The 15,030-nt window shown below is 32.1% G+C and carries 12 protein-coding genes; 8 read left to right on the top strand and 4 right to left on the bottom strand.

The window, feature by feature from the left end:
- Positions 1-249: 249 nt before the first annotated feature.
- The 7 genes from ilvD (at position 250) to trxA (ending at position 8,568) form a co-directional block, all read left to right on the top strand.
- Positions 250-1,929, top strand: coding sequence for a dihydroxy-acid dehydratase (ilvD, locus tag L0U77_RS06780; protein WP_233897266.1), 1,680 nt, complete (start codon positions 250-252; stop codon positions 1,927-1,929).
- A gap of 11 nt (positions 1,930-1,940) precedes the next feature.
- A complete protein-coding gene (ilvB, locus tag L0U77_RS06775) occupies positions 1,941-3,674 on the top strand; it encodes a biosynthetic-type acetolactate synthase large subunit (protein WP_233900920.1) in 1,734 nt (577 codons plus the stop codon).
- A gap of 21 nt (positions 3,675-3,695) precedes the next feature.
- Positions 3,696-4,220, top strand: coding sequence for an acetolactate synthase small subunit (gene ilvN, locus L0U77_RS06770; RefSeq protein WP_101917594.1), 525 nt, complete (start codon positions 3,696-3,698; stop codon positions 4,218-4,220).
- 42 nt (positions 4,221-4,262) lie between these two features.
- Complete coding sequence (gene ilvC, locus L0U77_RS06765) at positions 4,263-5,780, top strand: ketol-acid reductoisomerase (RefSeq protein ID WP_233885183.1); 1,518 nt, start codon at positions 4,263-4,265, stop codon at positions 5,778-5,780.
- A 1-nt stretch (position 5,781) separates the two neighbouring features.
- The gene (ilvA, locus tag L0U77_RS06760; RefSeq protein ID WP_233900919.1) at positions 5,782-7,044 is read left to right on the top strand and encodes a threonine ammonia-lyase IlvA; all 1,263 of its coding nucleotides are present in this window, start codon (positions 5,782-5,784) and stop codon (positions 7,042-7,044) included.
- 199 nt (positions 7,045-7,243) lie between these two features.
- Entirely contained in the window at positions 7,244-8,251 is a 1,008-nt protein-coding gene (locus tag L0U77_RS06755; RefSeq protein ID WP_233897269.1) for a Tll0287-like domain-containing protein, read from the top strand.
- A gap of 14 nt (positions 8,252-8,265) precedes the next feature.
- A complete protein-coding gene (trxA, locus tag L0U77_RS06750) occupies positions 8,266-8,568 on the top strand; it encodes a thioredoxin (RefSeq protein WP_233897270.1) in 303 nt (100 codons plus the stop codon).
- Here trxA and L0U77_RS06745 read toward each other — a convergent pair whose 3' ends face one another.
- Together L0U77_RS06745 and L0U77_RS06740 are read right to left on the bottom strand one after the other, a co-directional pair.
- Positions 8,569-9,747 carry an aspartate aminotransferase family protein gene (locus tag L0U77_RS06745; protein ID WP_233897271.1) on the bottom strand — a complete coding sequence of 393 codons (1,179 nt, stop codon included), beginning with the start codon at positions 9,745-9,747 and terminating at the stop codon, positions 8,569-8,571.
- Positions 9,748-9,773: 26 nt separating this feature from the next.
- Complete coding sequence (locus L0U77_RS06740) at positions 9,774-11,420, bottom strand: OstA-like protein (protein ID WP_233885191.1); 1,647 nt, start codon at positions 11,418-11,420, stop codon at positions 9,774-9,776.
- Positions 11,421-11,602: 182 nt separating this feature from the next.
- Here L0U77_RS06740 and L0U77_RS06735 point away from each other — a divergent pair, with 182 nt between their 5' ends.
- Positions 11,603-13,030 carry a pyridoxal phosphate-dependent decarboxylase family protein gene (locus L0U77_RS06735; RefSeq protein ID WP_233885197.1) on the top strand — a complete coding sequence of 476 codons (1,428 nt, stop codon included), beginning with the start codon at positions 11,603-11,605 and terminating at the stop codon, positions 13,028-13,030.
- Positions 13,031-13,116: 86 nt separating this feature from the next.
- On the opposite strand, the gene L0U77_RS06730 is transcribed toward L0U77_RS06735, so the two are convergent.
- Both L0U77_RS06730 and L0U77_RS06725 read right to left on the bottom strand, forming a co-directional pair.
- Entirely contained in the window at positions 13,117-14,388 is a 1,272-nt protein-coding gene (locus L0U77_RS06730; protein WP_101917418.1) for an adenylosuccinate synthase, read from the bottom strand.
- Between the two features lie 40 nt (positions 14,389-14,428).
- A complete protein-coding gene (locus L0U77_RS06725; protein WP_233897272.1) occupies positions 14,429-14,947 on the bottom strand; it encodes a Fur family transcriptional regulator in 519 nt (172 codons plus the stop codon).
- Positions 14,948-15,030 lie beyond the last annotated feature (83 nt).

The following is a 15,030-nucleotide window of genomic DNA, read 5'->3' as shown; positions in this document are numbered from 1 at the left end:
AAAAAATAGGCTATTGAATATTAGAAAATAAATAATTTAAGTATTTGGTAATTAGGTGTTTGAGTCGTAAAAGGCGTTTGTAGATATCATTAAATTATAGAAATTATACAATAGATGTTCTATGAATTAAATAATTTTGAGTAACAAAGTTACAACAGGTTCAAATAAGTTAGAAAATTATAATGAAAACAATAAAACGATAAAAAATAGAACTCGTTGTATTTAGGTTAAAAAAGAAAAGAAAGTAAAATGGAATTAAATAAACACAGTCGTAGATTAACACAAGACGAATCGCAACCAGCTTCTCAAGCAATGTTATATGCCGTGGGCTTAACAGAAGAAGATATGAGTAAAGCTCAAGTTGGTATTGCAAGTACAGGATATGATGGAAATCCGTGTAATATGCACTTGAATAATCTGGCATCAGAAGTTAAAATTGAAACAAAAATTGCAGGTTTAGTCGGTCTAGGTTTTAATACAATTGGTGTTTCTGATGGAATTTCTATGGGAACTTCAGGAATGAATTATTCATTAGCATCAAGAGATGTTATTGCCGATTCTATTGAAATAGTCATGAACGCACAAAGTTACGATGCACTAGTTTCCGTAGTTGGTTGCGATAAAAATATGCCTGGTGCTGTTATTGCGATGTTACGTTTAAATCGTCCGTCAATTATGATGTATGGTGGAACAATCGCTTCTGGAAATTATAAAGGAAAAAAATTAAATATCGTATCGGCTTTTGAAGCTTTAGGGCAAAAAGTCGCAGGCGAAATTGACGAAGATGAATATAAAGAAATTATCAAAAGAGCGATTCCAGGTGCAGGAGCTTGTGGCGGAATGTACACCGCTAATACCATGGCTTCCGCAATTGAATGTATGGGGTTTTCATTGCCTTATAATTCTTCAATTCCTGCCGAAAATCCTAATAAATTATCCGAAGCTGAAAGAACCGCTTTGGCAATTAAAAATTTATTGATTTTAGATTTAAAACCTTTGGATATTATCTCTAAAAAATCAATAGAAAATGCTATTGCACTTGTAAATGCTTTAGGCGGATCAACCAATGCGGTATTGCACTTTTTAGCAATTGCACATGCTGCAGATATTGATTTTACGTTAGATGATTTTCAAAAAGTAAGTGATAGAACTCCTTTAATTGCTGATTTAAAACCTTCAGGAAAATATTTAATGGAAGATGTTCATTCAGTAGGAGGAACGCCTGCAATTATGAAATATTTGTTAGATAATGGCTATTTACATGGCGATTGTTTAACCGTTACAGGAAAAACTTTAGCCGAGAATTTAGCCGATGTTACGCCAATGGAATTTGAAGCACAAGATGTAATTCATCCAACAGATAAAGCGTTAAAAACATCAGGAAATATTCAAATAATTTATGGGAATTTAGCCAGTGAAGGAGCTGTTGCTAAAATTTCAGGAAATGAAGGCTTACTTTTTGAAGGAAAAGCAGTTGTTTATGATGGTGAACAAGCCGCAAATACAGGAATATCAAATGGAGAAGTGGAAAAAGGAGATGTCGTCGTTATTCGATATGTTGGACCAAAAGGAGGACCAGGAATGCCTGAAATGTTAAAACCAACATCATTAATTATGGGTGCTGGTTTAGGAAAATCGGTCGCTTTAATTACCGATGGTCGTTTCTCTGGAGGAACACACGGGTTCGTAGTAGGACATATTACGCCTGAAGCACAATCTGGAGGAAATATCGCTTTACTGAAAACAGGTGATAAAATTAAAATTAGTGCCGAAGATAATACGATAAATGTTTTAATTTCAGAAGAAGAATTAGCAGAAAGAAGAAAACGTTGGGTTGCTCCTGCATTAAAACACAAAAAAGGAATTTTATATAAATACGCAAAAACAGTAGCATCAGCATCGAAAGGATGTGTTACCGATGCATTTTAATCGCTGAAATTATGAACACGAAAACTGAACCAACATCAACAATAGCTACTAAGCAAAAAGTACACATTTCTGGCGCAGAAGCTGTTGTAAAATGTTTACTTGAAGAAGGAGCAGATTTAATTTATGGATATCCTGGTGGCGCAATTATGCCAGTTTATGATGAATTGTACAAATACGAAGGCAAAATAAACCACGTATTAACACGTCATGAACAAGGAGCAACACACGCCGCACAAGGTTTTGCCAGAGCAACAGGAAAAGTAGGAGTAGCAATTGCAACCTCGGGGCCTGGAGCTACCAATTTAATTACAGGAATTGCCGATGCACAAATAGATTCTACGCCAATGGTTTGTATCACTGGGCAAGTAGCTTCTCATTTATTAGGGTCGGATGCTTTTCAAGAAACTGATATTGTTGGTATTTCTACGCCTGTAACCAAATGGAATTATCAAATTACAAAAGCTTCGGAAATTCCTGAAATTTTTGCAAAAGCATTTTATATCGCAAAATCTGGTCGTCCAGGACCTGTTTTAATTGATATTACTAAAGATGCGCAGTTCGAAATGTTCGATTTTGAATATGAAAAATGTACATCAATACGTAGTTATAAAGCAAAACCAGACGTTGATTTAACACAAGTTAAAGCGGCTGCAGCATTAATCAACAAGGCTAAAAAACCTTTAGTTGTTTTTGGACAAGGTGTTATTTTAGGAGAAGCAGAACAAGAGTTTAAAACGTTTATTGAAAAAGCAGATATTCCTTCAGCTTGGACAATTTTAGGGTTATCAGCATTGCCAACCGATCATCAACTAAATATTGGTATGGTTGGTATGCACGGAAATTATGCACCCAATGTTTTAACCAATGAATGCGATGTGTTAATTGCTGTCGGAATGCGTTTTGATGACCGTGTTACTGGTGATTTAAGTAAATACGCCAAACAAGCAAAGGTCATTCATTTTGAAATAGATCCTGCCGAAATTGATAAAAATGTAAAAGCAGACGTACCTGTTTTAGGTGATGTTAAAGAAAGTTTAGCCGAAATTTTACCGTTAATCAACCAAAATAAACATACTGAATGGCTAGCAGAATTCACCAAATTAGAAGCCATCGAATATGATAAAGTAAAGAAAGAAGATTTATTTCCATCAAAAGATGGCTTAACTATGGCGGAGGTTCTAAAGGAAATAAATATCGCTTCTGGTGGTGATGCTATTATTGTTTCTGATGTTGGGCAACATCAAATGTTTACCTGTCGTTATGCGAAATTTAACAAAACAAAAAGTAATATTACCTCTGGCGGATTAGGAACCATGGGGTTTGCATTACCTGCCGCAATCGGGGCGAAAATGGGCGCACCCGAAAGAGAAGTTGTAATGATTGCTGGTGATGGTGGTTTTCAAATGACTATTCAAGAATTAGGAACTATTTTACAGAATAAAACAGCGGTGAAAATTGTCGTACTTAACAACGAATTTTTAGGAATGGTTCGCCAATGGCAACAACTATTTTTTGATAAAAGATACGCATCAACAGAAATGACAAATCCTGATTTTGTAGCAATCGCAAAAGGATATAGCATCGATGCAAAAAGAGTTACTAAAAGAGAAGATTTAGCAAGCACGGTTAAAGAAATGATGGCATCTAAAGACGCTTACTTCTTGGAAGTTTGTGTAGAAAAAGAAAATAATGTGTTTCCGATGATAGAAACAGGAGCATCAGTTTCAGATATAAGATTATCGTAAAATATCGTAATTATGGAAAACATGGAAAATAAACAAACATATACCGTTTCTGTTTATACAGAAAATAATGTAGGATTGTTGAATAGAATTTCAGGAATCTTTTTAAGAAGAAATATCAATATTGAAAGCATGAATATTTCTAAATCAGAAATAAAAAGCGTTTCAAGATTTACCCTATTAGTAAAAGTATCCGAAGAACAAATTAAAAAAATTATCGGGCAAATAGAAAAACAAGTAGAGGTAATTAAAGCGTATTATCATACTGATGAACATACGATTTATCAAGAATCTTGCTTGTTTAAATTGAGTTCTAAATCATTACTCGAAAATGATGAAATTCAAACAATTATAAATAGTAGTAAATCGAGAGTTATCAATATTAATAAAGATTTTTTTGTCCTTGAAAAATCAGGAACAAAAGAAGAAATTGAAGATTTATATCATACCTTAGATAAGCACGGAATTATGCAATTTGTTCGCTCAGGACGTATTGCAATTACCAAAGATGAAATGAAAATATCAAGCTTATTATCAGTAAATAATTAATCAGAAATAAGTAAAAAACAACAACACCAAACAACTATAAAAATGGCAACAAATTATTTCAATACATTATCATTAGCAGGAAAATTAGCACAATTAGCAAAATGTAGATTTATGAACGCTTCAGAATTTTCTGACGGCGTAAAAGCATTAGAAGGAAAAAAAGTAGTCATTATCGGTTGTGGAGCGCAAGGTTTAAATCAAGGTTTAAACATGAGAGATTCAGGTTTAGATGTTTCTTACGCATTACGTGCTGCAGCAATTCAAGAAAAAAGAGCGTCGTTTAAAAATGCCTCTGAAAATAATTTTAATGTTGATACTTTTGAAGCCTTAATTCCTACGGCTGATTTAGTCTTAAATTTAACGCCAGATAAACAACATACCAGCGTTGTAAATACGGTAATGCCTTTAATGAAAAAAGGAGCAACGTTATCATATTCTCACGGTTTTAATATCGTAGAAGAAGGAATGCAAATTCGTGAAGATTTAACAGTAATCATGGTCGCTCCAAAATGTCCTGGAACGGAAGTAAGAGAAGAATATAAAAGAGGGTTTGGTGTGCCAACTTTAATTGCAGTTCACCCAGAAAATGACCCTGAAAATAAAGGATGGGCACAAGCAAAAGCATACGCAGTAGCAACAGGCGGACATAAAGCAGGTGTTTTAGAATCGTCTTTCGTAGCTGAGGTAAAATCAGATTTAATGGGAGAACAAACCATTTTATGTGGAGTGTTACAAACAGCTTCTATTTTATCATTTGAAAGAATGATTGAAGAAGGAATTGAACCTACGTACGCATCTAAATTAATTCAATATGGTTGGGAAGTGATTACAGAAGCTTTAAAGCATGGAGGAATTACTAACATGATGGATCGTTTATCGAACCCTGCAAAAATTAAAGCTTTTGAAATTTCAGAAGAATTAAAAACAATCATGGAGCCATTGTTTATAAAGCATATGGACGATATCATGTCAGGTCATTTTTCTAAAACTATGATGGAAGATTGGGCAAATGATGATGTTAATTTATTGTCTTGGAGAGCTGAAACTGGTGAAACATCTTTCGAAAAAACACCTGCAACATCTGCAGAAATTAGTGAACAAGAATTTTTTGATCACGGTACGTTAATGGTTGCTTTTGTTAGAGCAGGAGTAGAGTTAGCTTTTGATAATATGGTCGCTTCAGGAATTAAAGCAGAATCGGCATATTATGAATCGTTACACGAATTACCATTAATTGCAAACACAGTCGCTCGAAAAAAATTATACGAAATGAACCGTATTATTTCTGATACCGCAGAATATGGTTGTTATTTATTTGATCACGCAGCAAAACCTTTGTTAGTTGATTTTATGAAAACTGTTGATACCAATGTTATCGGTAAAGCGTTTAAAAATTCAGCGACAAATTCAAACGAAGTAGATAATTTAGCGTTAATCGCTGTAAATACGGCAATTCAAAATCACCCAATTGAGGCGATTGGTAAAACATTAAGAGCGTCAATGACTGCCATGAAAACAATAACTCAAGAAGAAGAAAAAGAAGCCGTAGTTTTTCATTAATATGCTAGTAAAAACAATCTATACTCCAACAATAAAAGCAGTAGAAGAGGCTGTAGCCACACTAAAAGGTGTGGCTATAGAAACTCCATTATTAAATAATTATATTTATTCAGAAAAATATAAAGCGAATATCTTCTTAAAAAGAGAAGATTTACAACAAGTTCGTTCGTATAAAATTAGAGGTGCTTACAATAAAATAAGCTCGATAACTCAAGCGCAACGAGCAAACGGAATTGTTTGTGCAAGTGCGGGAAATCATGCACAAGGTGTTGCTTTTGCGTGTAAAAAGCTTCAAATTCACGGTACAATTGTAATGCCCGCACCCACGCCAAAACAGAAAGTAGAACAAGTTAAAATGTTTGGAGGCGATTATGTTGATATTCAATTATCGGGCGATACTTTTGATGATGCTTATAAATATGCAAAAAACGTATGCGATACCTTAGGTAAAACATTTGTACATCCGTTTGATGATCAAAAAATAATTGAAGGACAGGCAACCGTTGGTTTAGAAATTATAAAGCAATCTAAAGAAATTATCGATTACGTATTTGTTCCCGTGGGCGGTGGTGGCTTGGCTTCTGGGGTGTCTAGTATTTTTAAATTATTGTCACCAACAACCAAAGTAATAGGTGTAGAACCAGCTGGAGCAGCGTCTATGAAAACATCTATCGAGGCAAATGAAAATGTTAAATTAGCTAAAATTGATAAATTTATTGACGGGGCAGCAGTCCAGCAAGTAGGGAAGTTAACTTTTGATATCTGTAAAGAAAATTTATACGATATGATAACCGTTCCTGAAGGAAAAGTGTGTCAAACAATTTTAGATTTATATAATAAAGAAGCGATTGTAGTAGAACCTGCAGGTGCTTTAACCATAACTGCTTTAGATTTTTTTGCAGAAGAAATTAAAGGTAAAAATGTTGTTTGTGTCATCAGTGGAAGCAATAATGATATTGCTAGAACTGCCGAAATTAAAGAACGTGCCTTATTATATAGCGAATTAAAACATTATTTTATTATTCGATTTCCGCAAAGAGCAGGCGCGTTAAAAGATTTTTTAATGGATGTTTTAGGCGAAAATGATGATATTACTTTTTTCGAATATTCCAAGAAATCAAGTAAAGAAAATGCACCAGCTGTCGTTGGAATTGAATTGATGAAAAAAGAAGATTTAGCACCTTTAATCCAAAGAATGAAAGCGCTTAATTTTTATGGCGAATATTTAAACGATAAACCTAATTTATTTGAGTTTTTAGTATAAAATATATTTTTTATCAAAATTTAAAACCGTAATTTCTTTGGCTTTTTTTAGATTCAAAACCTAAGTAAAAGTTTACAAGAAATTACGGTTTTTTCATTTTTTTTCATTTTTGATAATTATTGTAACATCTGTTACAGTAATTTTTTGAGCTTTGAAGTATCTTTATAAAAATAAAACAAGATAACAAAAACAAAATAAGATGAGGAAATACCTGAAATATTTTAGCTTATTAATGGTCATTATTTTTGTGAATTGCAACGGAAAAAAAGAAGTTGCAAAAATATCAAAAAAAGAAAATTCAAAAGAAATAAAAGTTGTAAAAGAAATAAAAGAACATGAAGGAAAAAGATTATTAGAAACAAAATGTTTTGTATGTCATAATGTTTCTACATCAAAAAAAGATAGAATTGCTCCGCCGATGATTGCCGTTAAAGCGCATTATATTCAAAAAAACACCAAAAAAGAAGATTTTATAGCGGAATTTACCAGTTTTGCAACAAATCCGACTCAAGAAAAAACCAAAATGCGTGGAGCTGTTAAAAAATTTGGCGTAATGCCAAAACAAGTTTTTGATAAAAAAGATATTGAAAAAATTGCGAATTATTTATTCGATTATAAAATAGCAGAGCCTTCTTGGTTTCAAAAACATTGGGTAGAACATAAAGGGAAAACGTATTTTAATGAAGGAAAAACAAGTTTTATCGAACATAAAACACACGAAAAATCAAAAGCTGAAATCGGTTTAAGCTACGCTTTAGGAACTAAAAAAGTGTTAGGAAAAAATTTAATGGGAACGATTCAGAAAAAAGGAACCCTATCGGCACTTAAATTTTGTAACGAAAAAGCCTACAAACTAACGGATAGCATGGCACTGAAATATAACGCCAAAATTAAACGAGTTTCTGATAAACCTAGAAATCCTAAAAATATCGCAAACGCAAAAGAATTGGAAATTCTAGAAAATTACAAAAAAATAGTTGCCAATAAACAAAAAATTACGCCACTATTAACAACAGAAAATCAGCAAACAACATTTTATTATCCGATTGTAACAAATGCGATGTGTCTGCAATGTCATGGAAAACCAAAAACGCAAATAGCTCCAGAAACACTAACAAAATTAGCTGATTTATATCCAAAGGATAAAGCCGTAAATTATGATATCAATCAAGTACGAGGAATTTGGAGTATCACTTATACAAATTAAAGCATCGGTAAATAATGAATAATTTAACAACAATTTTAAAAGGAAAAACGCCTGTATTAATAGATTTTTATGCAGATTGGTGTCAGCCATGTAAAATGATGACGCCTATTTTAAAGGAATTAAAAAATGATTTAGGAGAGGATATTATCATTTTAAAAATAGATGTAGATAAAAATACTTTAATCGCTAAAAAATATCAAATTAAAGGTGTGCCAACTTTTATGCTCTTTAAAAATGATAAAATGTTATGGCGGCAATCGGGTTTACTTTATAAAAATGATTTAATTAATATTATAAAAGAATATCAAAATAATTAATTAAATTTTATTTAATTCTTCCAAAATAAGATGACACCCTTCCTTAATTTCATCATCAGAAATTGTTAAAGGCGGGGTAATTCTGATAGCACTTCCTTCAAAAAGTAACCAGAATAAAATCAAGCCTTTATCCAAACAATTCAAAATTATTTTTGAGGCAATTTCAGGCGATTCTACCATTAAAGCAAGCATTAAACCCCTTCCTCGGATTTCTTTCACAGCCTTATGATCTTGAAAGAAATTTCTAATAATCGTTTCTTTTCTAAGCGTTTCTTGAATAAGATTTGACGATATAATTTCTTCAACAGTTGCTAAACCCGCACTCGCAATTACAGGATGTCCGCCAAAAGTAGTAATATGCCCTAATTTAGGATTTTCTTTTAAGCAATTCATCACTTCGAAAGATGCAATAAAAGCACCAATTGGCATTCCTCCGCCTAAACCTTTTCCTGTGATAATGATATCAGGAATAACATTATAATTTTCAAATCCCCAAAATTTCCCTGTACGTCCAATACCTGTTTGAATTTCATCTAAAATAAGCAATGCACCAACTTCTTCACAACGCTTTTTTACTTTTGATAAATAATTATTTTGAGGTTCGATAAAACCTGCACCACCTTGAATAGTTTCTAAAATAACACCTGCTGTTTTTGTCGTAATTTTTTCTAAATCGATTTCATTATTAAATTCGATAAATTTTACTCCAGGAATTAAAGGACGAAATGCACGGTTTTGTGCTTCCGCTCCGCAAACGCTCATTGCACCTTGCGTATTTCCGTGATACCCGTTTTTGCCTGCGATAATTTCCGACCTTCCTGTGAAGCGTTTTGCTAATTTTAACGCGCCTTCGGTGGCTTCTGTTCCTGAATTTACCAAATAAACCGATGCTAAATTTTCAGGTAACGTATTTGCCAAAGCCTTGCATAAATCCAATTGTGGTTGCTGAATAAACTCCCCGTAAACCATTACGTGCGTATAGGAATCAAGTTGTTTTTTTATGGCATTGGTAACTTTTGGATGATTATGACCTAAGCTATTTGCCGAAACTCCTGCCACGAAATCCAACATTTTTTTGCCCTTTTTATCGTAAATATAACTGCCTTTTGCGTGAGAAATTTCAATAGCTAAAGGATGTGGTGTTGTTTGTCCTTGATATTTTAAGAAATCGTTTTTCATTTTGATATTAATGCGTTTTGATAGAATTATTTAATTTCTTTTAAATATTGTTTTTTCGCTTTTTTCACGGCAGAATCATTTTTTTTGATACTCGAAATTGGAGTATTACTGTCTTTTTGTATGTCTTTTTTTATATTTTTATTGCTGATTTTATCTTTTTTGAAAATATCTTCAACAGTTAAAGGTTGTTCATCGCTACGCCAAATAAACCCTTTAAACTTTTTTTCTTCGGATGGAAATTTAGAAGGCGGAAATGTTTTTCCTTCGGATAATTTAAAATATTTAGTTTCTATAATTTCATTTTCGGCGAAGGTAAATTCAATATCGCTTGCAATTTCTTTGGTAACGGTTTCTAATTGTTGGCTTTTTTCGTTTCGATTATAATATAACGATTCGGCATTTCCTTTTACAAGCATTGTTTTTAACTTGTTTTCTTCAAATTTACCGTACATATTTCGTCCTTTTATTTGATTAAAATCATCTTTGGATAAAGAATCTTTTTGAATCATAAAAGCGTTTTGTAAGATTTTTAAAGAATCTAATTTATTGGTAATTTTATTAGTTTTTAACTGAATACTATCCCCTGTAATTTGATTTTCTCCAGACCAAATAATCGGGTTTTTAAACATTCTGGTAAGTCCTGAAACTTGGCTTGTATGAATAGAATCACATTTCCCTTGCAAGTCTGATTTAAAAATTTTTACATTGTTAAAAACTCGAATTATTCTGTTATTTGTTTTACCTGTTAATAAAATTTTATCACCTGCAACATACATCGAATCCTTATCAATAGCAGTAATAGCAACGGCTTTATCAATAATAAATAGCGAATCTTTCTTTTCATATAATTCGGCATAATTACCTTTGGTTACCATTTTTTGAACAGTGTCAATTACCTTAATATTATTGGTTGCCGAGGCAAAACCGTTTCGTTTATCATAATATAAACTATCGGCTAAAACGGTGCGTTCTTTTAAAAATAATTTGGCATTTTTCACAAAATAAGCAACAGAAGTATTAGTGTTATAAAAACCTTTTTCACAATAAATTTGAGTGCTATCTTTTAAATTTGTAATCGTACTTGCACCATATAAATAGGCTAAATTTGAATTGGTATAATAATCCAAATGATTAGATTCTAAAGTGTTTTGAGGATTTACAACCGTTACTTTTGATTTGGCAGTAAATTTTTTATCCTTTAAAAAATACGTTCCTCGGATACTTTTTAATACATTTTTTTTATCACGAATTGTGCCTCCATTAGGGTAATATAGTATCTGATTTTTACGGTCGAAATGAAGCGTATCGGTGCTTAATTTCATTTCTTTATCATTAATTTCAACGTTTCCCCAAGAGGTTGCTTTTTTTGAATTTCCATTATAAATCGCAAAATCACTGTATTGAATAATGCTATCACCTTGTTCAATAACAACTTCACCGATGGCTTTAAAAATATTTTTATCTTTATAAAGTAAGGCTCTTTGACAATCTAAGGTTGCACCTGCGTGTTGCATTTTTACCTTTCCGATAAGTAAGGTCGCTCCTGGGTATTTTTCTTGATCAGCAGTACTTATTTGTGTAGAAAGTATTTTGATTTTTTTTGCTTGAGAAAAAATACCCACTGAAAATCCAATGGAAAATAATAGAAAAGCTAAAAGAAATATTTTATTCAAAGTAAGAATTTTTAGATTGCAAAAATAATGAAAACATTACGGGCTATTTCTTAATAAATCAATAAAATTATTCTGATAAAAGTTTTTGATAAAAATATCTTCAAAAAATCTTTAAAAAAGAAGGCTTCGTTCTTTTTTAAAGCTAATTTTGTACAAGTTTAAAAATAAAAAAATATATAATTATGAGCGCCCATTTTGATTTATCTGTAGAAGAAATGAAATCCTATGGTTATAAAATAGTAGATTTAATTGCCGAACATTGGGATACGCTAAAAGATAAAAAACCAGTAACTTCGGCAACTCGTGAACAAATGGATGCATTATTTTTGGAAGAAGTTCCTGATAAAGGTATGAATCCAACAGAAGTCTTGGATTTTGTAATCGATAACGTAATACCAAATAGTACGGTTATTTCACATCCGAAAGCCTATTCTTTCGTACCAGGACCGAGTAATTTTATCAGTACCATGGCAGATAGTTTGGCTACTGGATTTAATATTTTTTCAGGAGGATGGATGGTTTCTCCAGCAGCAGCGGAGTTAGAAATTGTAACGATGAATTGGCTACTAAAAATGTACGATTTTCCTGTTGAAAAAGGAGGAGGGATTTTTACAAGTGGTGGTTCGATGGCAAATTTAACAGCCTTGGTAACGGCAAGACGCATTAAATGTGGCGATGATTTTTCAAAAGCAATTATTTATTTATCAGATCAAGCACATTCCTCAAATATTAAAGCAATTCGGGTTTTAGGTTTTAAAAAAGAACAAATCCGTATTTTACCTACCGATATTGAATTTAAAATTAGTATCAATAAACTAAAAAATGCCATTGCAAAAGATAAGTTAGAAGGCTTACAACCCTTTTGTTTTATAGCATCCGCAGGAACAACAAATACAGGAACTGTTGATCCGTTAAATGAAATTGCCGATATTTGTGAAGCTGAAAATTTATGGTTTCATATTGATGGAGCGTATGGAGGTGCTGCTATTTTATCTGAAAAAGGAGCAAAAGCATTGCGAGGAATAGAAAGAGCAGATTCGTTAACAGTTGACCCGCATAAATGGTTTTATCAACCTTATGAAATAGGCTGTTTATTAGTAAAAGATTCGTCTTGGTTAAGTGGAACTTTTAGCGAAAAACCTGAGTATTTACGTGATATTGAAGGAAATGAATCTGAAATTAATTTTTACGATTATGGAATTCAATTAACGCGTCGTTTTAGAGCCTTGAAGTTTTATATGTCGATAAAAACATACGGTTTAGATACTTTTAAGCAAGCCGTAACCTATAATATCGATTTAGCTGATACTGTTGAAAAAGTTTTACGAAAAAGTAGAGATTGGGAAATTGTTTCTCCAGCTACTTTAGCGATTATTAATTTTAGATACAATCCGATTGGCGCAAATTTATCAGAAAAAGAAATCGATGCGTTAAATAATGAAATATCTAAAAAAATAATGGATTCTAAAGAAGCATTTTTAGTAACCACTATTTTAAATAAACAAGTTGTTTTAAGAATGTGTCTAATAAACCCAAAAACAACAATTGACCATGTAGAAGAAACATTAGCATTATGTCATCAATTTGGACAAGAGATTTTATCAAAGTAAAATTTTAATTAAAAAAGAAATAAACAGAAAAAAGCCTTCATTATTTTAAATAATGAAGGCTTTTTATTATAGTAAAAAACAGTTAATTATCTATTAATTGTTTGTTTTCTATCTGGTCCTACAGATACAACCGTTACAGGAACTCCTGTTTCTTTTTCGATAAAAGCAACGTAGTCTAGTAAATTTTTAGGTAATTGTTCAGCAGATGTCATTTTCGTTAAATCATCTTCCCAACCTTTAAATTCTGTATAATTTACACTGATGTTTTCAGGTTCAATATTATAAGGAAAATGTGTAATTTCTTCGCCTTTGTAGTTGTAAGAAGTACAAATTTTTAAGGTGTCAAATCCAGAAAGAACATCTCCTTTCATCATCATTAACTTAGTAACTCCGTTTACATCAACTGCATATTTTAAAGCAACTAAATCTAACCATCCACATCTTCTTGCACGACCTGTGGTTGCTCCAAATTCATGACCAACTTTTGCCATTTCAGCGCCATCTTCGTCAAATAATTCGGTAGGAAAAGGACCAGAACCAACACGAGTTGTATAGGCTTTGAATATTCCGAATACATCGCCAATTCTGTTAGGAGCAATTCCTAAACCAGTACAAGCACCAGCTGCTGTGGTGTTTGATGAAGTTACAAACGGATATGTTCCAAAGTCAATATCTAATAAAGAACCTTGCGCTCCTTCTGCTAAAATTGTTTTCCCAGCTTTAATTGCGCTGTTCAAATATTCTTCAGAATCTATAAATTGTAATGTTCTTAATTTTTCAATACCCAAGTCAAATTCAGCTTCTAATTCGTCTAAATCGTATTCTACTTGAACATCAAAAAAGCTAAGCATACTTAAATGCTTTTCAGTTAAAGCTCTGTACTTATCTTTCCAGTTATCCAATTCTAAGTCTCCAACACGCATTCCGTTTCTACCGGTTTTGTCCATATATGTTGGGCCAATTCCTTTTAATGTAGAACCAATTTTTGCTTTTCCTTTTGATGTTTCAGACGCTGCGTCTAATAATCTGTGGGTTGGTAATATTAGGTGTGCTTTTCTAGAAATTAATAATTTAGAAGTATAATCGATATTGTGTACGTCTAAATTTTCTAGTTCTTTTTTAAAGATAACAGGGTCAATTACGACTCCATTACCAACTACATTTAAAGCGGTTTTATGAAAAATTCCTGAAGGAATTGTGTGTAAAACGTGTTTGTTACCGTCAAAAATTAAGGTATGACCAGCATTTGGTCCTCCTTGAAATCTTGCAATAATATCGTAATCTCTTGTTAAAACATCTACGATTTTACCTTTTCCCTCGTCTCCCCATTGTAATCCGAGTAATAAATCTACTGCCATTTAGTATGTTATTAAGTGTATTTGTTGTGTTTGTTATTTTTTATTCTGATGCTTTAGCGTTTTTAACATCTTTAACATCTTTTAGTTCTTTTGATGTTTTTTCTTTAGTTTCTTTTGATTTTCGCTTTGTTCCGTAAAAATAAAGCGAATGATTATGAATATCAATATCAAAAACGTCTTCTATTGTTTTTTTGATAACCTGTATTCTAGGATCACAAAATTCTTTTACTTCTCCAGAATCAGTCATAATTAAATGGTCATGATTTTTATCGAAATAACTTTTTTCATAGCGTGCCATTGACTGTCCATCAAACTGATGTTTACGAACTAATCCGCAGTCTAAGAGCAGGTCTATCGTATTGTAAAGCGTGGCTCTACTTACTCGATAGTTTTTATTTTTCATCTTAATATATAATGATTCTATATCAAAATGTTCTTCCGCAACATATATTTCTTGTAAAATAGCGTAACGCTCAGGAGTTTTACGATGTTTATTTTCTTCTAAAAAAGTCGTGAAAACTTTTTTTACAATTTCTTGATTTTCGGTTGAATTACTCATTATAGTTTATAATTTTACGGACGGGCAAATTTACAGTTATTTATTGATAAAAAAAGAAGTATCTTAAAATGATATTTACAAAT

The organism is Tenacibaculum piscium (genome assembly GCF_021390715.1).
Classification (GTDB): domain Bacteria; phylum Bacteroidota; class Bacteroidia; order Flavobacteriales; family Flavobacteriaceae; genus Polaribacter; species Polaribacter piscius.
This window is presented reverse-complemented; position numbering and strand designations above follow the sequence as displayed.